The organism is Candidatus Nasuia deltocephalincola (assembly GCF_024820135.1).
Genome location: NZ_CP094197.1, coordinates 57,468 through 77,280, shown reverse-complemented (window position 1 = coordinate 77,280; position 19,813 = coordinate 57,468). Strand labels below are relative to the sequence as shown.

Here is a 19,813-nt window from a genome sequence, read left to right as displayed (position 1 = left end):
AGGTAAAAAGTTAAAACCTTTAAAAAAAAATGTCTAGATCCACAAAAAAAGGCCCATATTTTAATTTTAAGTTTTTAAAAAAAGTAAATAACATATTAAATTTAAAATCAAAAAAAGTAGTAAAAACTTGATCAAGAAATACTGTGATTTTACCAATTTTTGTAGGTTTTACAGTAATGATTCATAATGGTAGAAAACATATACCTATTTATATAAACCAAGACATGGTCGGGCACAAATTAGGTGAGTTTTCATTTACCAGAAATTTTAAAGGACATTCTGTTAAAAAAAAATAATTTTAATTTATTTATGCTTTATAAATTTTTTTTTAAAAATATAAATATTTCTTATAAAAAATTTAAAATTTTTATTTTTAATTTATTAAAGTTTTCTAGATATTTATTTGAATTATTATTATATTTAAATTTTTTTAATAATAAAACTTGTTTTATTGTTAAAAAGGTATTTTTATTTATTTTAAATAATCTTAAATCATTAAATATATATAATATTTATTTTTTTAAAATAAAAGAATTCTCTATAGGTAAGGGTTGCTCTTATTCTAAGTATAATTATCGAGCTAAAGGAAATTGTGATATTATTTTAAAAAAATTCTGTAATATTTTTTTATTATTATGGGAAAAAAAGTAAACCCTTTTATTTTTAGAGTCAATATAAATCGAAATTGAAATTCTTTTTGGTATACTAAAAAAAGTAATTATTCTAATTATTTAATAGAAGATATAAATATAAGAAATTATTTAGACAAATTTTTTAAAAATATACCGTCTGGAAAAATTATAATATTTAAAAATTTAAATTTTATTTTTATTAATATATATTTAAAAAAAATTTCTTTCAATAAATATACTTTAAAAAATTTAAAAAAAAATTTATTAATTTTTACGGATAAAAAAATATTTTTAAAATTTAAAAATATTTTAAATTCTAGTTTAGATGTTAAATTAATTTTTTTTTATATAAAAAAAAAAATAGAATCTAATTCTCCATTTAAAGGTGTTTTAAGAAATATAATTAATGATGCCTTTAAATCAAAGTGTTTTGGTTTGAAAATATCTATACAGGGCAGAATAAATGGTAACATTTTAACTAGAAAACAAATTTTTTGTTATGGAAAACTGCCTCTCCAGAGATTTTGTTCAAATATAAAATATTATTCCGGGCCGGCGAAAACTTCTTATGGTGTTATAGGTATAAAAATTTGAATATATTTAGGTGATTATGTTTATTAATTTATGAATAATAAAAAATTTATTAAATTTAGAAGGGGTAATAATAAAGGTTTTTCTTATAAAGGAAATTATTTAGCTTTTGGTAATTATGGTTTAAAATCTATTTCTAAAGGAAATATTAATTATAAACAATTAGAATCTGGAAGAAAAGTCATATCTAAATATATTAAAAAAATAGGTAAATTATGAATTAGAATTTTTCCAGACCTTTCTTATACAAAAAAACCTGTAGATGTCCGCATGGGGAATGGCAAGGGTGATATTAGTTTTTATATATTCAAGGTAAAACCTGGAAGAGTTATATATGAAATATTTGGGCTTTCTAATATTATCTCTATTAAAGTTTTAAATCTTGCTTCTTTTAAATTGCCTTTAAAAACAACAATTATTTATAATTAGTTTTAATGAGAAAAATTAATTTTATATATTTTTTTAAAAAAAATATTTTTTTTTTAAAAAAATATATATTTGAATTATATATAGATTTATTTAATTTTAGATTTTTAAAAAAAAACACTCTACAATTAAAAATTTTAAAAAAAAAAATTAAAATAATAAAAAATATTATTAAATTAAAATTAAATGAAAATTTTATTTGGGGTAGTTTTAAAAATTAAAATGAATAAAACTGTAGTTGTTCATGTAAAACATTTTTTTAAATATCTTATATATAAAAAAATATCTTATTTTTTTAAAAAATATTACGCACATGATGATTTTAATCTATGCGTAAAAGATGATAAAGTTTACATGATGGAGTGCAAGCCTTATTCTAAAATTAAATTTTGAAAAATTATTAAAATAATATAATGATATTATAAAAATGGTACAAAATGAAAGTTTTTTAAACGTTTGTGACAATTCGGGGGCAAAAACTGTTTGTTGTATAAAAGTTTTAGGTTCTAGTAAAAAAAAATATGCTTATTTAGGAGATTTATTAAAAGTTAGCATTAAAAAAATAAATACACACAGTAAAATAAGACGAGGCGAAATATATAATGCTGTTTTAATCAGATCTATTTATAATTTTAAAAGATTTGATGGCTCTTATATAAGTTTTAATGAAAATTCTGTTGTTCTTTTAAATAATAAAAACGAACCCTGTTTTACAAGGGTTTTTGGTCCGGTGGTTAATGAATTAAAAAAAATAAATATTTTTGGTTTTAAAATAATTTCTTTATCTTCTCTAATTATTTAAAATTTTGAATGAGTTATTTTATGAAAATTTATAAGGAAAAAATTTTTTGAGATTTATATTATCATTATAATTTTAAAAATATTATGCAAATTCCTTATATTTCAAAAATTAATCTAAATTCTTGTTGTGGAAAATTTTTTTTTGATAAAAAAAAAATTAATTTTTTTTTTATCAATATTAATAATATTTGCAATCAAAAACCTATTTTTGCGAAATGCAAAAAATCTATATCTGAGTTTAAAATTAAAAAAAATGATAATATAGCCATTAAATTAACATTAAGAAAAAAAAATATGTATAATTTTTTATACAAAACTTTAAATTTATCTTTACCTTTAATTAAAAGTTTTGAAGGTTTTTCTTTAAAATCTTTTGATGATTTTGGAAACTATAATTTTGGTATCAAAGATTATTCTATTTTTCCAGAAATGGATTCTTCCTCTAATGATTTTAATTTTAATGTTGGTCTAAATGTATCAATTGTATTTAAAAATTCTAATATTGAAAAATCTTTTAATTTTTTAAATTATTTAAATTTTCCTTTTAAAGATGTCTAAAATAAGTATTTTTCAAAGAGAAAAAAAAAGATTTTTTATGTTTTATAAAAATTATTCAAAATATAAATTTTTAAAAAATAATTTAAAAAATAATTCAAAAAAAAAATTTTTTGGTTATTTTAATTCAACAATAGATTTTCAAAGATTTTCTAGAAATTCAAACCCCACTCGAATTAGAAATAGGTGTTATATCACAGGAAGAGCGAGAGGGGTTTTTAGGAGGTTTGGATTATCTAGGTGTGTTGTAAAAAATTTAGCTTTTAGAGGTTTTATACCGGGTTTGTTTAAATCAAGTTGATAAAAATGTTTGATATTTATAATTTTTTATCTGATGCTATAAATAAAATTTTAATTTATCAAAAACTGAATTTATCTTATGTTTTTTTAAGTTTTTCTAAAAAACTTATAAATATTTTAAAAGTTTTAAAATTTAATGGTTATATAAATAATTTTTATTTATTTGATTATAAAATAAGCTTAATTATTATTAAACTTAAATATTATAAAAAAAAACCTGTTATAAAATTTTTTAAAAAAACTTCTAAATTAAATTTAAAAATTTATAAAAAATATAAAAATTTACCAAGTTTTATGAATGGTCTAGGAGTAATTATTATAACAACTTCAAAGGGAGTCATGACTTGTTGTGAGGCTAAGAAGATTGGTGTTGGGGGCGAGCTGATTTGTTATGTTTTTTAAAAAAAGATATTTTAAATTTGCTAGATTATCTAATAAAACGTTATATTTATTTAATATTTTTTTAAATTTTAATAATTTTTATTTTGAATTTTTAGGTTTTCTTGGTTTTTACAAAATTTATTTTAAATATTTTTATTTTTTTAAAAAAAATAACTTTATAAATATTTTTAATTTAAAAAATTTTTTTTTTTTAAAAAAATTAACAGGCTTTATTTATTCTTTTATTTTTAACACCATTAGAGGGTTAATTTTTAATTATGAAAAGATTTTAATTTTTAGAGGTTTAGGTTATAAAGTCAATTTAAGATCTTCATATTTATATTTTTATTTATCGTATTCACACCCTTGTGTATTAAAGATACCCCCTGATATATTTATTAAAATATTAAATAATAATAATAATGAAATTTCTATAAAAAGTAACAACAAACAAAGATTAGGTGAGACCTGTTTAATATTTAAAAAATTAAAAAAAGTAGATATTTATAAAGGTAAGGGAGTTTTTTATAAAAATGAAAAAATAATTTTAAAAATTTTTAAAAAAAAATAATTTTATGAATAAAATTTTATTAAAAAAATCTTTTTATTTTAAAAAATTTTTTATTTTTTATAACTATAAAATATATTTATATTTAAGTAATAAAAATATATATTGTAATTTATTTTCATTTTTTAATTATAATATAATACTTTCTTTATCTACTATAAATTCAAAATTAAAGAATTATATTTTAATTAATTTTGGAAAATCTATAAATAATATTTTTATTTTTGAATTTTTAGCTAAAGTTTTTTCTTATTATATTTTAAGTATAAATATATACAATTTAAAATTTAAATTTTCTAAAAAAATTAGATATTCTAAAAAAATACATTTATTTTATTTATTTTTAAAAAAATATTTATTTATAAATAAAAAATGAGTTTAACTTTTTATAAAAAAATTTTAAAAACTTATAAAGTTTTTAAAAGTAATAAAGGTTTAAATGTTACAAAGTATACAACAATCGTCGCTATTGGCGACAGAAATGGGGGTTTGGGGGTAGGTAAAGGTGTCAACAGTGAGCAGGATATGAGTTTATTAAAAGCTGTTAATAATGCGAAATTTAGTTTTTTAAAAATTTTTTTAAAAAACTCAACTATACCCCACCCCATTACCGGAAAATCTGGAAAATGTGTTGTCAATTTATTTCCTCTAAATAAAATAATAAATTTTTCTTGTGGAAATTACATAAGGGCCATGTTAGACGTTATGGGTTTATATAAAATATCTAGTAAAATATATGGTACAGGAAATTTTTATAATATAATTAAAGCCTTTTTAAACGCTTTATACAATATAGAATCTCATATTTTTTCTTATAATAAAAAAATTTTTAGATGTTTTTAAAAAATATAAATAAAAAATTTTTTAAAAGATTGGGAAAAGGTGAAGGTAGCCACCATGGAAAAACATGTGGCAGGGGACACAAGGGTCAAAAGGCAAGATCTGGATCTAAAACCCCCCCTGATTTTGAAGGTGGGCAAACAAAATTTTTTAAACGATTACCAAAATTTGGTTTTAAGTCAAAAAAAAATATTTATTCTTTAAATCTTTTAAAATTAAATAATATTCCGTTTTCTCTTATAAGTGTTTATATTTTAAAGAAAATAAATTATATAAATAAAAATGTATTTAATATTAAAATATTTTCTAATTTTTTTTTAAAAAAAATAATATTTTATAATATATATTTGTCTAAATTTTTGCTTTTTTTATTTTTAAGTATAAATTTTATTTTTATATTTTAATAAAAATTTAATAATTTATTTTTATATTTTTTTATAATTATTTTAATTATTAATTTTATGTTTAAAAAAAAATTATTAAAAAATAAAAAAAGGGGTTTAATAACAACTGAAGCCACAGTAACGGAATGTTTACCCAACAGTGTCTGCCGGGTTAAAATAAAAGATACTGGAAACTTTTCTACCTGTTATCTATCAGGTAATATGGTTAGAAACCATATAAGTTTAATAGTTGATGATACTGTTATTATAGAGCACAGTGTTTATGATTCTGAAAAATGTCGGGTTATTTTTAGAAAATAATGAAAGTTTTATCATCAATAAAAAAAATTTGTAAAAATTGCAAAATTATTAAAAGAGGTAAAAAATTATATATTAAATGTATAAACTTAAAACATAAACAAAGACAAGGTTAAATTTTATGATTACTATAAAAGGTTATAATTTTTTAGAAAATAAAAATATATACATATCTCTTACAAATATATACGGCATTGGTTTTTCTAGATCAAAATATATATGTAAATCTTTAAATATAAATTTTTATAAAAAAAATAAATATTTGACTGAAATAGAACTAAAAAATATATCTAACAAAATTTCTCTTTTTAAAACTGGTGATTTCTTAAAAAAAATAGTATTAAATAATATAAAGAATTTAAAATATATTAAATGTTACAGAGGGGTAAGACATGAGAAAAATCTTCCTGTGAGAGGTCAGAATACAAAAAATAATTCTAAAACACGAAAAGGTCCAAGAAAATCAATTTTTTTTAAAAAAAAAGTAAATGTTAAAAAAACAAAAAAAAAAAAATAAAAAAAAATTTTGATTAGAATATAAAGTTTCTAAAAATAAAAAAAATATTGTTATATTTCACATTCTTTGTACATTTAATAATATTATAATAACTTTATCTGATATTAAAGGAAATAGTATATACTGGGCTACCGCATCTAGCGTTGGTTTTAAAGGTTTTAAAAAATCAACTCCATATGCTGCACAAACCGCAGCAGAAAAAGTTGGCAGATATGCATATGATAAAAATTTTAAAGAAGCAAAAATCTTTATAAAAGGGGGGGGGAGTGGTAGAGATCATGCAATCAGGGGTATTTTTAATTGCGGTGTTGATATTTTATCCATTAGTGATGTTACCGCAACACCCCACAATGGTTGCAGAATTAAAAAATCAAGAAGAAATTAATATTTTTAAATGTACAGAAAACCTAATTTTAAGTTTTATCGTAGAGAAAAAAATCATAATTTGTTTTTAAAAAATACAATTTTAAATAAAAAATTTTTTAATAAAATTTATAAAAAAGGAAATAATTTTAATCAAAAAAGTAAATTTTTTATTTCAACGCATTATTCTAATCAATTAAAAGAAAAAAGAAAGTTAAAGTTGATTTATGGCATTTCTGATAAAAAATATAATATTTATTATAATAAATCTAAAAATAAAGATGGTGATATATTAAATAATATTATAAATTTTTTAGAATTGAGGTTAGATAATGTTGTATATAGAATGTTTTTTGGTATTACAAGATATGAATCTAGACAAATAATTAATCATAAAAATATAAAAGTAAATAATAAAATTTTAAATATACCCTCTAAAATTTTAAATGTAGGTGATTATATTAGTTTTTTTAATATTAATAAATTTAAAAGAAAGATTTATTTTAATTATTGTGTGGAAAATAATTTAACACCAAATTGAATTTTTATTAATAAAACTAAATATTCAGGCTATTTAAAAAGAGATTTAAATTGTGATGATATAGCAAAATATGTTGATGTTAATAAAAGTTATATTTTTGGTAATTGTAGAAATTATTAAAAGCAATAAATTTTAAAATAAAATGGATAAAATATATTTTGATTATATAGAATTAATAAGTTTAAATTTTTATAAAATTGTTTTTAAACCTTTTATTTGCGATAGTTTATTTATAAATGTTATAGCCAACACAATAAGACATTCTTTGTTTGTTAACACTTTTGGTTATGCTGTCACAGAAATAAAAATATTTAATGCCAATAGTGAATTTGGATATGTGTTTGGGTTAAAAGAGGATTTATTAAATCTTATATTAAATATAAAGAATTTAGTTTTTAAATTAAAAAGAAAGAAAAAAACCTTTTTAAGGCTTTTCAGCAATAAAACAATTGTTAAAGGAAAACACATAACTTTAAATAGGTATACTAAAATTTTAAACCCTAATCATGTTATAGCTAATTTAAATGATAATTTTAATATTGATTTAATTTTAAAAATTGAAAAAGGTAAAGGTTATATACCTTTTAGTTCTGATAAAACTTATAAGAACAGTTCAAGTTTAAAAAACAGTATCCTACTTGACGCATATTTCTGCCCTATTTTGAGGGTTTCATATTCAATAAATAAAATAGAAGATTTATTTTATAATAATATCTATAAAATTATTTTTTTTATAGAAACGAATGGTTTAATAAGCGCTAAAAAAGCTTTAATCGACTCTGTAATATCTTTTTTACATATTTTTTCTAATTTTAAAATTTTTAAAAAAAAAAATATAAATAATTTTTTTTTATTTAATAATTATAATAGTTATTTGTCTATTTCAACAATAGATTCAGGTTTAACTTTTAGAACTTGTAAACATTTAATTAATTTCGGCATTTTATATATTAATGATTTAATTAAATGTACCAGATTTGATATAATTAATATTTTTTTTTTTAGCAATAAAACACTTTTAGAAATAATCAATATTTTAAAAAAATATAATCTTTTCTTATCATAGTTAATTTAATGAGACATTTTTTAAAATTTAGAAAATTTAATTTTAATAATAGTTATAGAAAAAGTTTATTTATGAATTTGTCCAATTCATTAATAAAGTATGAGTTTTTAAAAACAACTTTATTAAAATGTAAAGAGCTTAGAATATTTTTAGAACCTTTAATTAATATTAGCAAAAATTTTTCTGATTTTAATTTTAAATTTTTAATTAAAAAAATAAAAAATATAAATTCTATTTTTAAGTTATTTAAAATAATAGGACCAAGATACCACTCAAGGTGTGGCGGTTATTTAAAAATCTATAAATATGGTTTTAGAAAAGGTGATAACTCACCATTATCTTTTATTATTTTTTCTTAAAATTATGTTTAAAATATATGATTTTATAATTATTTATAAATTTAGAAAAAAATATAATTTTTTTGAATTTATTTTATTTTTAAAAAATATGATAATTCATAATAATTGTATTATATTAAATATTGAAAATTGAGGTGTTTTACCTTTTTATTATAAAATAAAAGGTTTTAAAAGAGGTTTTTTTTTATTATTAAAATTAAAAATTGATTTTTTTTTTTTAAAAATTTTAATTAATTATTTAAAATCAAATATTTTTATTTTAAGATATTTTTTAACTAAAATAAAAAAAAATAATTATTTTATAAATTTTTTTTGTTCAAAAAAAATAAAAAAAAAAAATGTTGTTAAAAAATAAAATAAAAAAAAAGTTTAGGCTTTTGAGTTATTGTGATTATAAATTTTTAAAAAAATTTATAAATATGGAAGGTAAAATTTTTTTTAAAAATAAGTATAAAAAAATGAATTTTTGAATTAAAAATAAAATTAAAAAATATATAAAAAGACTTAGATTTTTATCTCTACTGCCTTATACTTTTAAACATATTTTTAATAGTGGTGTTAAATTTAAAATTATAAAATGTTAGTTTTATTATTAAATAATTTTTTTATTTTTAATTTTTTGTATAGTTTTTTAAATTTTAATAAAAAATATATTAGTAATTATTTAATTTTTTTTAAAAAAATTATTATTTCAAATATTGATAAAAAGTTTTTTTATAAATTTAAAAAAATTTTTTTTTTTAAAATTTTAATTAAAAATAAAATATTAAAAAGAGTAAAGTTTTATAATTTAAAAATTTTTATTTTTAAAAAAAATTTTTTTAATTTTAGATTATTTGAATTTTTAAAAATTAATAAAATTTTATATTATAAATTTTTAATAAAAAAAATTTTATTTAATAATTTACTATTTTACATTATTAATTTATTGAATTTTAATTTTTATATTAAAATTTTAATAATATTATTTTAATTATTTATTTTAATAAAATGTTAAAAAATAATATTTTGAAAAATTTTTACTCCACCCACTCGGAACAGTATATTTTGGCTAGCTTGATACTTTATAATAATTCTTGAAACGATATTTATTATTTTTTGAGTATTGATAATTTTTTTTTTAAAAATCATCAAATAATATTTTCTATTATTTTAGAATTTTTAAATTTAAATATTGATTTCGATATTTATTCTATTTATAATAGGATTAAAATATACTCTAATTTTAATTTTTTAAATTATTTAAACTATATACTACAAAAAACACCCAACCCCTATAATATAGTTTATTATGCTCATATAATTCACAATATGTATTTATTAAGAAAAATTTTATTATTTTCAAATAATATTGTAAACAATATTTTAAAATCAGAAAAATTAAATATAAGTGAAATGTTATTTAATATAGAATTGAATATTTTTGATATTATAAAAGACCATTTAAAAGAAAAGAGCGATTCTTACCTTTTAAGTAATATTTTTAATAAATATTTTTTAGATAAAAATTTTTTAAAAAATTTTTGTATATCAACAGGCTTTAAAGATCTTGACAACATAATAAAAAAAATAAGCGGTGGTGACCTTTTAATTGTTGCTGGTAGACCCTCTATGGGTAAAACATCTTTTTCTTTAAATATAGCTAAAAACGTTTCAGACAAATATAGTTTGCCTGTCATTATATTTTCTATGGAAATGTCGTCAAATCAAATTTTATTAAAATTTCTAAGCTGTATTTTAAATGAAGATCAAGATTTTATAAATAAAACTCTAAATTCTGAAATTTTAAATAATTTTAATAAAAATTATTTAAAATTAATATATTCATTAAAAATATTTATTGATGAAACCGTTAATCTTAACATAATTCAAATATATACCAAGTGTAAATTTTTAATAAAAGAGCATGGTTCTTTAGGTTTAATTATTGTTGATTATTTACAGTTGATGAATAGTACAAATCCAAGCCAAAATAGAGTTCTAGAAATTTCTGAAATTTCTAGATCCCTAAAATGTTTAGCTAAAGAATTAAATGTTCCAATAATAGCAATATCACAATTAAATAGAAATCTTGAATCTAGAACCAATAAAAGGCCTTTAATATCTGATTTAAGGGAGTCTGGCTCCATAGAACAGGATGCCGATATAGTTTTATTTATATATAGGGATGAAATATATGATTCTAAAAATCTTTTAAATAAGAATATAGTTGAAATAATAGTAAGTAAACATAGAAATGGTCCACTTGGAACAACGAATCTTTATTTTTTTGATGATAAATCAAAATTTTCAGATTTTTAATTTATATATTTTTTGTTAAATTTATTTAAAATTTTGATTTTTTTTATTTCTTTGTTTTTTTTATACATTTGATATGATATTAATGAAATGTTAATTTTTTTTAAATTAAAATTATTATTCTTTATTTTAATTTTTTCAAAAATTTTTAAATTTGAATTTATTATAAATTTTTTTTTACATATATTATCTAGAAAAATTATTATTTTATTCATTATAATATTTTTTTAATTAATTTTTTAAAGAATTCTTTATTAAATAATCCTTGTTTTTTTATTATTATTTTTTTTTTTAATATTATTATAATTGTCGGTATATTTTTTATAGAAAATTTTTCTGCAGTATAGTAATTATAATCAATATTAATTCTTATTATTTTTATTTTATTTTTAAATTTTATTTCTATATCATTAATTATATTTTTTGATATTTTGCAAATTTCGCATCATTCTGATCAAAAATATATTAATATTGGACAATTCAATATATTTATTAATTTTTTTAATATTTCATCATTTAAATTTTTCATTTTTTAAAAATCATGATTTTAAATAATTTTAAAAAAAATATTATAAAAAAGTATGCTCATAATTTATATGACACGGGCTCCACAGAATTACAAATAATTTTACTAACATTTAAAATAAATAATTTAAAAATACATTTAAATAAATATAATAAAGATAAAAAAAATAAAAAAAATCTTCCAATTTTTATAAATAAAAGAAAAAAATTTTTAATTTACTTAAAACGTAAAAAATTTTATATTTATAATAATTTAATAGAAGATTTAAATATAATCGATGTGGTGAAATGGTAAACACGTCATCCTAAGAAGGTGGTGGCATATTTTTGCTTTACGAGTTCAAATCTCGTCATCGATATGCGCCTTAAGAGCTTTCTTCACTTGTAGAATAATTATATTTATACTCTTCACCCTTATAACTGACTTCTTCATTTTCATCATTAATAATTTCATTGTCTTTTGAAATTTTATTTTTTAAGTTATCTTCATTTTCATTTTTTTCATTATTTTCTTCATTTAAATTATTATCATTATTTTTTTTATAATCATTATTGATTATTTTTGCTTCATCGGCAAATATTTCTGTAATGTAGTTGTATTCATTTTTTGAATTTAACCACCTCCTTGTTTTGATTTTACCTAATACATAAATTAACATATTTTTTTTAAAATATTTATTAATATTATTTATAATTACTCTATGCCAATTATTATTTTTTTTATTGTTTATATTTTCTGTTGTAATTAATTTTAATATTGTTATTCCAATATTATTTTTAAAATATTTTATTTCAGGCTCCATACCTATTTTACCTACTAATATTACTTTGTTTAACATTGAAAAAAAAAAATGATTCCTTTATTATCTATAATAGGAAAATTTAATGTTGGTAAATCACATTTTTTTAATAATATTATTTATTTTAAAGATAATTTATCTTATAACTTTAAATTTTTAACTTTAAATAATAAAAATTTTTTTAATATATTCAATAATTATAATTATATAATTATTGATAGTGTGGGATTTAACTTTTTTTTACACTTTAAAACAAATATTAATTATTTAGTTTATGAATCTGATTTATTGCTTTTTTTTTTAGATAATTATTATGGTATATTTTATGAAGATAAGATATTATCTATTTTTATAAAAAAGAAAAAAAAATATATTTTTTTAATTATTAATAAAATAGATAATTCAAATTTAAATATTAATATTTTTAATTTTTTCAAATTAGGTTTTAAAAAACCATACTTAATAAGCTCTTCAAATGATTTTAACTCCTCCTATTTAATTAATTCCATTTTAACTAAATTTTGTTTTTTAAAAAAATGTTTTCATTTTAATAAAAAATTAAATAAATTAAAAATAATAATTATTTATAATAATAATAGACTAAATCATTTTATAAATTTTTTTTTTAATAAAAAAAAAATTAAAAATTTATTTAAAAATTTTTTTAATGTAAATTTTTTTTTATTTTTAAAAAAAATAAATTTTAATTTTATAAATATTAATAAAAATTTTAATTTTTATGAAAAAATAAAAAAATTTTATTTTTTGAAGATTTTACAAAATATAATAATATCAGATATAATAATTTTTATTATAGATCCATTTTTTTTTTTTAAAAATTTATTTTTTTTAAAATTTATTTTAAATAATTTTAAATATTTAATATTTTTAATAAATAAATTAAATATATTAAATATTTTAGAAAAAATTTATTTTAAAAATTTTTTTAAAAAAAAATTTAATTTATTTTTTTTCTATATATTTTTTTTTTCTATATGTTACAAAATAAATTATTTTTATATAAATTATTACATAAATAAAATTAATAATTTTTTTTATTTAAATTTTAAATTTAATAAAAATTTTAATATCTTTATTAATAATTTTAATAATTTTTTAAAATTAAATTATAATAATTTAAAAATTAATATTAAGTGGGTCCATCAAGGGGGCAAAAATCCCCCTTTAATTATCATTCATGGTGAAAATTTAATTAATTTAAAATTATTTAATTTATTAAAAAATTTTAGATTTAATTTTATTAAATTTTTTAAATTAAAAAGTATTTTTTTAAAAATTATTTTATTATAAAGCTACTCAACATCCTCTTCGTCACCCTCATCATCTTTATTTTTTTTTATATTAACAATCCCTACATCAGTTGTTAATATTAAACCTGCAATAGATGAGGCATTTTGAAGTGCTGTTCTTGTAACTTTTGTAGGATCAACAATACCTTTAGATATTAAGTCAAAATATTCTCTTTTAACAACATCATAACCATAATTTATATTTTTATTATTTGATATATTATTTAAAATTACACCCGCTTCTTCTCCTCCATTATTTATGATTTGTTTGATGGGTTCTTCCATAGATTTTAAAACTATTTTTATTCCACTATTCTGATCTTCATTTTCACCCTCTAGTTTAGAAATAATGTTTTTTATCTTAAATAGGGCCACACCACCTCCAGGAACTATCCCTTCCTCTATCGCTGCCCTTGTCGCATGTAGGGCGTCTTCAACTCTTGCTTTTTTCTCTTTCATCTCAGCCTCTGTTGCCGCCCCAACTCTTATTAGGGCTACACCATTAGAAAGTTTTGATAATCTTTCCTGAAGTTTTTCTGATTCGTATTGTGATTTACTTTTATTTATTTGATTGGAAAGATTTTTAATTCTATTAGATATGTCATAAGGGTCCCCAGCACCCTCTATTATTATGGTGTTTTCTTTTTGAATTTCTATCTTTTTGGCTTGACCTAAGTCGGACAGGCTTGCTTTTTTTAAGGAAAGTCCTAATTCTTCAGTTATAACTGTACCTCCAGTTAAAATAGCTATATCATCCAGTATTTCTTTTCTTCTTTCGCCAAACCCGGGCAATTTCACTGCAGCAATTTTTATGTTCCCTCTCAAATTATTTAATATTAGAGTTGCTAAAACTTCACTATCAACATCTTCTGACATTATTAAGAGGGGTCTTTTTGATTTTGATACCGCCTCTAATATTGTTATTAATTCTTCTATATTGTATATTTTTCTATTATATATTAAAATAAATGAATTTTCTAATATCGCAACCTGTTTTTCCTGGTCTGTGATAAAATATGGAGATATGTAACCTCTTTCAAATTGCATACCTTCAACAATTTCTAATTCATCTTCTAGCGATTTTCCTTCTTCAACAGTTATTATTCCTTCTTTTCCAATTTTTTCAACAGCTTCTGCGATATATTTCCCTATATTATCGTCGTTGTTTGCAGATATGGATGCCACCTGAGAAATTTCTTTTGTGGTGTCACATTTTTTACTTATTTTATTTAATTCTTTCACCGCCTCTGTGGTTGCTTTTTCAATACCTCTTTTTAAATCTATAGGATTTAATCCCGATGTTATATATTTTAAACCTTCCTTTATCATAGAATATGCTAAAACTGTAGCTGTTGTTGTACCATCACCTGCGTTCTCACTAGTTCTAGAAGCAACCTCCTTTAATATTTGAACTCCCATATTTTCAAATTTATCTTTTAAATCTATTTCTTTGGCAACAGTGACACCGTCTTTTGTTATTAAAGGTGTGTTGAAATTTCTTTCCAATATCACATTTTTACCCTTTGGGCCCAATGTTATTTTCACTGCTTCGGTCAACAGTTCTATCCCATCCATCATTTTCCTTCTGATGCTATTTCCAAATAATAATTCTTTCATTTTTATTTTTTAAATTAATTTTTATTTTAAACCATGGAGTTATCATTATTTTATTAAAATTAAATATTTATACTAATATGTTATAACTTTTTATTTTATTTAAATTTTTATCAAATTCATAAATTATTGGTTTTGAATTTTCCAAAAAACTATTTTCTTTTTTATTATCTAAATAATTAATTAATATTTTTAATATATTACTGTGCGCAACTATAATAATTTTTTTTTTTTTTATTTTTTTTTTTATTTTTTCATTCCAAAACCCTAATACGCGAACTAAAAGATCATCTAAAGATTCTGTATTTGGAATTTTTTTATTTTTATATTTTTTTTTTAATCTTTTTAATCTAATGTCCCCCTCTTTTAAAAATGGCGGTCTCTTATTATACGCATTTAATCAATTATTTATATTTTCAGAACCATATTTAACAACAGCTTCTAATTTATTCATACCTGATAATTCCCCATAATGTCTCTCATTTAGATTTATATCTTTTACTATTTTTATATGTGATAAATCTAAAGCATCTAATATTGCTCACGAAGTTTTTATCGCCCTTCTTAACATAGAGGTGTAACAAATATCAAAATTATATTTTAATTTTTTTAATTTTATTCCAGCACTATAAGATAACATATGTCCATTTTTTGTAAGATCAACATCCAACCAGCCTGTGAATCTGTTTTCTATATTTCCCGTAGATTCCCCATGTCTAACCAGAACAATTTTGAAAGTTTTTTTCATTTAAAAATGATTTTTAAAAAAATAAAATTAATTTATCCTATAAATAATTTTTTTATTTTTATTCATAAGCTTAATATATTTTTATTTTTATTTTTTATTTTATTTTATTTATATTTTTTTGTATTTTTTATTTTATTTTTTTTATATAATTATTTTTTAAAAAATAATAAATTTTATTTTTTAAAAAATTTTTTATTTGAATTTTTTTGAATTATTGTGCCATTTTATTTTATTTTATTATTTTTTTTTTTATCTATTTTTTTATTTTTAAAGATAAAAAAATCACTTGGATCTTGTTTTAATATCAAAATAATATCTTATCAGTGAAAATGGTATTTTGTTTACTTAGATAATTTTAATAAAAATATAAGTTATTTTTCGATATTATCAACTTGTCTATTTAAAATTTTTAATTTAAATAAAAATTTTAATATTTTTTATTTAAGATCAGTTGATAATAATTTAATATTGCCTATAAATACCTTAATAAGATTAATTTTAATTTCAAATGATGTTATACACTCCTTATATATCCCTTCCATCTCATTAAAACAAGATCTTGTTCCAGGATTTTTAAAGAATTTTTATTTTAAATCTAATAGATTTGGAAAATATTTTGGTTTTTGCAGTGAATTGTGTGGTAAAAACCACTCATATATGCCTTTTGTTGTTAATTTTATTTCCAACAATTCTTATAAAAAATGAAAAATTTCTATGTTTTTAAAAAAAATTTTAATTTTAAATTTTTAAAAATCAATGAATAATAATTTATTGTTAGGTTTTTTTTATTTCAATTTTTCTTTTTTTATGTTTATATTTTCAGGAATATTGGCACTTGGTTTAAGATTAGAATTAATAAATTTTTCAAATAATATTTTTAAAACTGATTTTTTTAACTCTTTAACAACATTACATGGTTTAATAATGATATTTGGTTTTTTAATACCGTCATTTAATGGTTTATGTTATTGAGTTATTCCTTATTTATTATTTTATAAAAATTTATTTTTTTTAAAATCCGGTTTTTTTTTTTTCTTTTTTCTTTTATTCTCATCTATATTTATTATTTTTAGTTTTTTTTTACCTTTTGGAAATTTATCTTCAGGTTGAACTCTTTATACACCCTTATCTATACAATCAGGTTTTAATATTGATTTTATTATTTTTTCAATATATTTTTTATCTTTTTCTACTATATTTAACTCTTTAAATATTTCTTTAACAATATTAAAATTTTTTAAATTATCATTATTAAAGATGTCAATATTTTTATGGTCATTTCTTATTTCATCTTATCTTAGTCTTATTGTCGTTCCTGTTTTAATTGGTCTTGTTACTATGATAATTTTTGATAAATATTTTAATACTTCTTTTTTTAATCCTGTTTTTAATGGTGACCCTGTAATGTATCAACATATTTTTTGATTTTTTGGCCACCCGGAAGTTTATATTATTATTCTGCCCTCTTTTGGCATAATATCTCAGATAGTTTCTGTTTTTACTAAAAAAAAAATCTTTTCATACTCAAGCATGATATATGCCATAATTTCCATATCTATTGTATCATTAATTGTTTGAGGACACCACATGTTTGTTAGTGGTGTACCCTTTTTAGCTCAATCTTTTTTTATGTATTGTACTATGCTTATATCTATACCTACAGGTATAAAAGTTTTTAATTGAATATTCACCATCTGAAGAGGTTTTTTATATTTTGAAACACCATTTTTATTTGCTTTAGGTTTTATTTTTTTTTTTATAGTGGGTGGATTTAGCGGACTCCTGCTGTCTTCGGCACCTTTAGATATTTTCTATCATGGAACATATTTTGTTGTGGCTCATTTCCACTATATAATGGTTTCATCTTCAATTTTCTCTATATATTCTTGTTGATACTACTGGTCACCAATTTTATTTAGAGTTAAATTTAATACCTTTAGATCTAAATTACATTTTTGAACAACATTTTTTTTTTTAAATTTTTCTTTTTTCCCAATGCACTTTTTAGGTTTTAAGGGCATGCCCAGAAGATATTTTGATTATCCTATTTGTTATAGTTTTTATAATAAATTTATAACATATAATTCTTTTTTTTTGGGTTTTTCTCAAATATATTATTTTTATTTTATATTTCTTCCTATATTATGTTTTTAATTTTTTTTTATCATTTTTATTTTTTTTTTTTTTTTAAATTTTTTTATTTTTATTATTTTTATTTTATTTTTATATACTTATTTTTTAAAAATTTTTTTAATGTTTTTTTTTAATATTATTATAAATTTTTTTTTTATAATTTATAATATTTTTTTTATTTTTTTAGGTTATAATTTAAAAAAGATTTTTTTTTTAAATTATAATATTTTTTATTTTGGTTATCTGAATTGTTATAATTTTTGTTATAATGAAATTTTTAAAATTTTTTTTTTTTTTAAATTTTTTTTAATATTTTTTTTTAATTTTGATAAATATATAAAAAATATTTTTATTTTTAAAATTTTTAATTTTTTTTTTTTTAAATTTTTAAATTTTATAAATTATATTTATATTTTTGATCACTCTATTTTTTACTTTTTATTTTTTGAATTAAATTTTTATTTTTTATATTATTTTAATTTTTTTTTTATTTATAACTTTTTAATTTTTGAAAAAAATTTTTTTAATATTTTTTTAATATTTTTTATTTTATATTTTTAATTTTTTCTGAACTAATATTTTCTATTTTTTTAATATTATCATCTATTATTTTTTGAATTATTTTTTTTTCTTTTGAATCTTTTTCATATTTTTTATTTTCTTTTTTTCTTAAATTTCTTATCAAAATTTTTAATAATTCTTTTTCATTTTTTATAATTTTTATTAAACTATTTTTTTTTTCCATTGTTATTATTTCTTTATTAATTTTTATAAAATCTTTAAAAGTTGTTAAATTTATATCTTTTTTTATTTTTTTTAATTTATCTACTATTATTTTTATGTTTTCTTTTTTGAATGGTTTTATTATTATATTGTTTTCACCATCTTTGACTATTTCGGATAAATCTAATAATTTTTTTTTAAAATTATTTTTATTTTCTTGTATTTCTATTTTATTTATTATAAATTTATAGTTGTTTATTAAATCAATTTTTTTAATTTTTTCTTTAAATAATTCTATAAATTCATTTATTCTATTTTTTAGACTTTCAAAATTTTTATTACACATTGTTTATTATTTCTACTATTTTTTTTATAAAAAAAAAAATTGATTTATAAGAATCATCATTTCCTGGTATTATATGATCTATATTTTTTGTTGAATTATTTGTATCAACTAACCCTATTGTAGAAATATTCATTTTTTTAGCTTCTTCTAAAGCATTTTTATTTTTTTTTACATTTATTACAAATAAATATTCAGGTAAATTTTTCATATTTATTAAACCCTCTAAAAAACTCATCGACTTTTTAAATTTTTTTTTATATATTTCTTTTTTTTTTTTTTTAATTTTTGAATTATTATCATTTATTATCATTTTTAAATAATTAATATTATTTATTGTTGTTTTTAAAGTTTTAAAATTTGTAAAGGTCCCCCCCAGTCATCTTTTACACACAAAGGGCATATTTATTTTTTTTGATGCCGATTTTATTATTTTTGTTGTTTTTTTTTCAACACAAACAATAAGAATTTTTTTATTGTTTTTTTTTGTATTTTTTAATATAAGTGATATATTTTTTAATGATTTTAAAGTTATCTCTAAATTTATTATATTTATTTTTTTATTTATATTTATAATAAATTTTTTCATAGACTGGTTTAATAAATTTTTCCTATGACCCAAGTGGATATTGTTTGTTATCATTTCATTTATAATAAACTCTTTTCTCATTATTCTAA

At 17.8% G+C, this 19,813-nt stretch carries 38 protein-coding genes and 1 tRNA gene; 32 read left to right on the top strand and 7 right to left on the bottom strand.

Features of this window, described 5'->3' with window-relative positions:
* The first annotated feature begins 29 nt into the window (after positions 1-29).
* Genes rpsS through dnaB form a run of 25 tightly spaced genes read left to right on the top strand, consistent with a single transcriptional unit; the run spans position 30 to position 10,942 of the window.
* Entirely contained in the window at positions 30-296 is a 267-nt protein-coding gene (gene rpsS / locus MP021_RS00580) for a 30S ribosomal protein S19 (RefSeq protein WP_259286525.1), read from the top strand.
* Positions 244-651: an uL22 family ribosomal protein gene (locus tag MP021_RS00575; protein WP_259286524.1), complete on the top strand. Its 408-nt coding sequence runs from the start codon at positions 244-246 to the stop codon at positions 649-651. Before rpsS ends, MP021_RS00575 begins: the two co-directional genes overlap by 53 nt.
* Complete coding sequence (rpsC, locus tag MP021_RS00570; RefSeq protein WP_259286523.1) at positions 636-1,253, top strand: 30S ribosomal protein S3; 618 nt, start codon at positions 636-638, stop codon at positions 1,251-1,253. The genes MP021_RS00575 and rpsC overlap by 16 nt, the downstream gene beginning before the upstream one ends.
* 3 nt (positions 1,254-1,256) lie before the next feature.
* The gene (gene rplP, locus MP021_RS00565; RefSeq protein WP_259286522.1) at positions 1,257-1,652 is read left to right on the top strand and encodes a 50S ribosomal protein L16; all 396 of its coding nucleotides are present in this window, start codon (positions 1,257-1,259) and stop codon (positions 1,650-1,652) included.
* A 5-nt stretch (positions 1,653-1,657) separates the two neighbouring features.
* A complete protein-coding gene (locus MP021_RS00560) occupies positions 1,658-1,870 on the top strand; it encodes a hypothetical protein (protein WP_259286521.1) in 213 nt (70 codons plus the stop codon).
* Entirely contained in the window at positions 1,836-2,063 is a 228-nt protein-coding gene (rpsQ, locus tag MP021_RS00815) for a 30S ribosomal protein S17 (RefSeq protein ID WP_414646676.1), read from the top strand. The genes MP021_RS00560 and rpsQ overlap by 35 nt, the downstream gene beginning before the upstream one ends.
* Before the next feature lie 13 nt (positions 2,064-2,076).
* Positions 2,077-2,451, top strand: a complete 375-nt coding sequence (gene rplN / locus MP021_RS00555; protein WP_259286520.1) for a 50S ribosomal protein L14 — start codon at positions 2,077-2,079, stop codon at positions 2,449-2,451.
* A 20-nt stretch (positions 2,452-2,471) separates the two neighbouring features.
* The gene (gene rplE, locus MP021_RS00550; RefSeq protein WP_259286519.1) at positions 2,472-3,008 is read left to right on the top strand and encodes a 50S ribosomal protein L5; all 537 of its coding nucleotides are present in this window, start codon (positions 2,472-2,474) and stop codon (positions 3,006-3,008) included.
* Positions 3,001-3,309: a 30S ribosomal protein S14 gene (gene rpsN, locus MP021_RS00545; protein ID WP_259286518.1), complete on the top strand. Its 309-nt coding sequence runs from the start codon at positions 3,001-3,003 to the stop codon at positions 3,307-3,309. The genes rplE and rpsN overlap by 8 nt, the downstream gene beginning before the upstream one ends.
* A gap of 2 nt (positions 3,310-3,311) precedes the next feature.
* A complete protein-coding gene (locus MP021_RS00540; RefSeq protein ID WP_259286517.1) occupies positions 3,312-3,707 on the top strand; it encodes an uS8 family ribosomal protein in 396 nt (131 codons plus the stop codon).
* Entirely contained in the window at positions 3,697-4,257 is a 561-nt protein-coding gene (gene rplF, locus MP021_RS00535) for a 50S ribosomal protein L6 (protein ID WP_259286516.1), read from the top strand. Before MP021_RS00540 ends, rplF begins: the two co-directional genes overlap by 11 nt.
* Before the next feature lie 4 nt (positions 4,258-4,261).
* Complete coding sequence (locus MP021_RS00530) at positions 4,262-4,636, top strand: hypothetical protein (protein WP_259286515.1); 375 nt, start codon at positions 4,262-4,264, stop codon at positions 4,634-4,636.
* On the top strand, positions 4,627-5,097 hold the full coding sequence (locus tag MP021_RS00525; RefSeq protein WP_259286514.1) for an uS5 family small ribosomal subunit protein: 471 nt from the start codon (positions 4,627-4,629) through the stop codon (positions 5,095-5,097). Before MP021_RS00530 ends, MP021_RS00525 begins: the two co-directional genes overlap by 10 nt.
* Positions 5,088-5,498: a 50S ribosomal protein L15 gene (rplO, locus tag MP021_RS00520; RefSeq protein WP_259286513.1), complete on the top strand. Its 411-nt coding sequence runs from the start codon at positions 5,088-5,090 to the stop codon at positions 5,496-5,498. The genes MP021_RS00525 and rplO overlap by 10 nt, the downstream gene beginning before the upstream one ends.
* Positions 5,499-5,555: 57 nt before the next feature.
* Positions 5,556-5,798, top strand: a complete 243-nt coding sequence (locus tag MP021_RS00515; RefSeq protein WP_259286512.1) for a translation initiation factor IF-1 — start codon at positions 5,556-5,558, stop codon at positions 5,796-5,798.
* A complete protein-coding gene (gene rpmJ, locus MP021_RS00510) occupies positions 5,798-5,911 on the top strand; it encodes a 50S ribosomal protein L36 (protein WP_259286511.1) in 114 nt (37 codons plus the stop codon). Before MP021_RS00515 ends, rpmJ begins: the two co-directional genes overlap by 1 nt.
* Before the next feature lie 5 nt (positions 5,912-5,916).
* On the top strand, positions 5,917-6,312 hold the full coding sequence (locus MP021_RS00505) for a ribosomal protein uS13 (RefSeq protein WP_259286510.1): 396 nt from the start codon (positions 5,917-5,919) through the stop codon (positions 6,310-6,312).
* A complete protein-coding gene (gene rpsK / locus MP021_RS00500; protein ID WP_259286509.1) occupies positions 6,284-6,697 on the top strand; it encodes a 30S ribosomal protein S11 in 414 nt (137 codons plus the stop codon). The genes MP021_RS00505 and rpsK overlap by 29 nt, the downstream gene beginning before the upstream one ends.
* A 9-nt stretch (positions 6,698-6,706) precedes the next feature.
* Positions 6,707-7,336, top strand: coding sequence for a 30S ribosomal protein S4 (gene rpsD, locus MP021_RS00495; protein WP_259286508.1), 630 nt, complete (start codon positions 6,707-6,709; stop codon positions 7,334-7,336).
* Positions 7,337-7,358: 22 nt separating this feature from the next.
* Positions 7,359-8,282 carry a DNA-directed RNA polymerase subunit alpha gene (locus MP021_RS00490; protein WP_259286507.1) on the top strand — a complete coding sequence of 308 codons (924 nt, stop codon included), beginning with the start codon at positions 7,359-7,361 and terminating at the stop codon, positions 8,280-8,282.
* Between the two features lie 8 nt (positions 8,283-8,290).
* Complete coding sequence (gene rplQ, locus MP021_RS00485; protein WP_259286506.1) at positions 8,291-8,641, top strand: 50S ribosomal protein L17; 351 nt, start codon at positions 8,291-8,293, stop codon at positions 8,639-8,641.
* A 4-nt stretch (positions 8,642-8,645) separates the two neighbouring features.
* Positions 8,646-8,996 carry a 30S ribosomal protein S6 gene (locus MP021_RS00480; protein WP_259286505.1) on the top strand — a complete coding sequence of 117 codons (351 nt, stop codon included), beginning with the start codon at positions 8,646-8,648 and terminating at the stop codon, positions 8,994-8,996.
* Positions 8,980-9,225: a hypothetical protein gene (locus tag MP021_RS00475; protein ID WP_259286504.1), complete on the top strand. Its 246-nt coding sequence runs from the start codon at positions 8,980-8,982 to the stop codon at positions 9,223-9,225. The genes MP021_RS00480 and MP021_RS00475 overlap by 17 nt, the downstream gene beginning before the upstream one ends.
* Positions 9,219-9,614: a hypothetical protein gene (locus MP021_RS00470; RefSeq protein WP_259286503.1), complete on the top strand. Its 396-nt coding sequence runs from the start codon at positions 9,219-9,221 to the stop codon at positions 9,612-9,614. The genes MP021_RS00475 and MP021_RS00470 overlap by 7 nt, the downstream gene beginning before the upstream one ends.
* Before the next feature lie 17 nt (positions 9,615-9,631).
* Positions 9,632-10,942, top strand: a complete 1,311-nt coding sequence (gene dnaB, locus MP021_RS00465) for a replicative DNA helicase (RefSeq protein ID WP_259286502.1) — start codon at positions 9,632-9,634, stop codon at positions 10,940-10,942.
* Here the strand turns inward: dnaB and MP021_RS00460 are convergent.
* Together MP021_RS00460 and MP021_RS00455 are read right to left on the bottom strand one after the other, a co-directional pair.
* On the bottom strand, positions 10,939-11,154 hold the full coding sequence (locus MP021_RS00460) for a hypothetical protein (protein WP_259286501.1): 216 nt from the start codon (positions 11,152-11,154) through the stop codon (positions 10,939-10,941). The genes dnaB and MP021_RS00460 overlap by 4 nt on opposite strands.
* The gene (locus tag MP021_RS00455; RefSeq protein ID WP_259286500.1) at positions 11,154-11,468 is read right to left on the bottom strand and encodes a thioredoxin domain-containing protein; all 315 of its coding nucleotides are present in this window, start codon (positions 11,466-11,468) and stop codon (positions 11,154-11,156) included. Before MP021_RS00455 ends, MP021_RS00460 begins: the two co-directional genes overlap by 1 nt.
* Positions 11,469-11,480: 12 nt before the next feature.
* Here MP021_RS00455 and rpsO point away from each other — a divergent pair, with 12 nt between their 5' ends.
* On the top strand, positions 11,481-11,759 hold the full coding sequence (rpsO, locus tag MP021_RS00450) for a 30S ribosomal protein S15 (RefSeq protein ID WP_259286499.1): 279 nt from the start codon (positions 11,481-11,483) through the stop codon (positions 11,757-11,759).
* Positions 11,739-11,823 (top strand) — tRNA-Leu (locus MP021_RS00445). The genes rpsO and MP021_RS00445 overlap by 21 nt, the downstream gene beginning before the upstream one ends.
* Before the next feature lie 6 nt (positions 11,824-11,829).
* Here MP021_RS00445 and ssb read toward each other — a convergent pair.
* Entirely contained in the window at positions 11,830-12,303 is a 474-nt protein-coding gene (gene ssb / locus MP021_RS00440) for a single-stranded DNA-binding protein (protein WP_259286498.1), read from the bottom strand.
* A 12-nt stretch (positions 12,304-12,315) separates the two neighbouring features.
* On the opposite strand from ssb, the gene MP021_RS00435 reads away from it, so the two are divergent.
* Complete coding sequence (locus tag MP021_RS00435) at positions 12,316-13,575, top strand: GTPase (RefSeq protein ID WP_259286497.1); 1,260 nt, start codon at positions 12,316-12,318, stop codon at positions 13,573-13,575.
* A 2-nt stretch (positions 13,576-13,577) separates the two neighbouring features.
* On the opposite strand, the gene groL is transcribed toward MP021_RS00435, so the two are convergent.
* Positions 13,578-15,197 (bottom strand): chaperonin GroEL, encoded by a 1,620-nt coding sequence (gene groL / locus MP021_RS00430; RefSeq protein WP_259286619.1) that lies wholly within the window; start codon positions 15,195-15,197, stop codon positions 13,578-13,580.
* 61 nt (positions 15,198-15,258) lie between these two features.
* On the bottom strand, positions 15,259-15,936 hold the full coding sequence (locus MP021_RS00425) for a 2,3-bisphosphoglycerate-dependent phosphoglycerate mutase (protein ID WP_259286496.1): 678 nt from the start codon (positions 15,934-15,936) through the stop codon (positions 15,259-15,261).
* 6 nt (positions 15,937-15,942) lie between these two features.
* On the opposite strand from MP021_RS00425, the gene MP021_RS00420 reads away from it, so the two are divergent.
* Genes MP021_RS00420 through MP021_RS00405 form a run of 4 tightly spaced genes read left to right on the top strand, consistent with a single transcriptional unit; the run spans position 15,943 to position 18,630 of the window.
* Complete coding sequence (locus tag MP021_RS00420; RefSeq protein ID WP_259286495.1) at positions 15,943-16,686, top strand: cupredoxin domain-containing protein; 744 nt, start codon at positions 15,943-15,945, stop codon at positions 16,684-16,686.
* Positions 16,687-16,692: 6 nt separating this feature from the next.
* On the top strand, positions 16,693-18,090 hold the full coding sequence (locus MP021_RS00415) for a cbb3-type cytochrome c oxidase subunit I (RefSeq protein WP_259286494.1): 1,398 nt from the start codon (positions 16,693-16,695) through the stop codon (positions 18,088-18,090).
* Positions 18,081-18,203, top strand: a complete 123-nt coding sequence (locus MP021_RS00410; protein WP_259286493.1) for a hypothetical protein — start codon at positions 18,081-18,083, stop codon at positions 18,201-18,203. Before MP021_RS00415 ends, MP021_RS00410 begins: the two co-directional genes overlap by 10 nt.
* Entirely contained in the window at positions 18,190-18,630 is a 441-nt protein-coding gene (locus tag MP021_RS00405) for a hypothetical protein (RefSeq protein WP_259286492.1), read from the top strand. Before MP021_RS00410 ends, MP021_RS00405 begins: the two co-directional genes overlap by 14 nt.
* On the opposite strand, the gene MP021_RS00400 is transcribed toward MP021_RS00405, so the two are convergent.
* Together MP021_RS00400 and rpsB are read right to left on the bottom strand one after the other, a co-directional pair.
* Positions 18,614-19,138 (bottom strand): ribosome recycling factor, encoded by a 525-nt coding sequence (locus MP021_RS00400; protein WP_259286491.1) that lies wholly within the window; start codon positions 19,136-19,138, stop codon positions 18,614-18,616. The two genes, MP021_RS00405 and MP021_RS00400, sit on opposite strands and share 17 nt — an antisense overlap.
* Complete coding sequence (rpsB, locus tag MP021_RS00395) at positions 19,131-19,805, bottom strand: 30S ribosomal protein S2 (RefSeq protein WP_259286490.1); 675 nt, start codon at positions 19,803-19,805, stop codon at positions 19,131-19,133. The genes MP021_RS00400 and rpsB overlap by 8 nt, the downstream gene beginning before the upstream one ends.
* Positions 19,806-19,813: the final 8 nt, after the last annotated feature.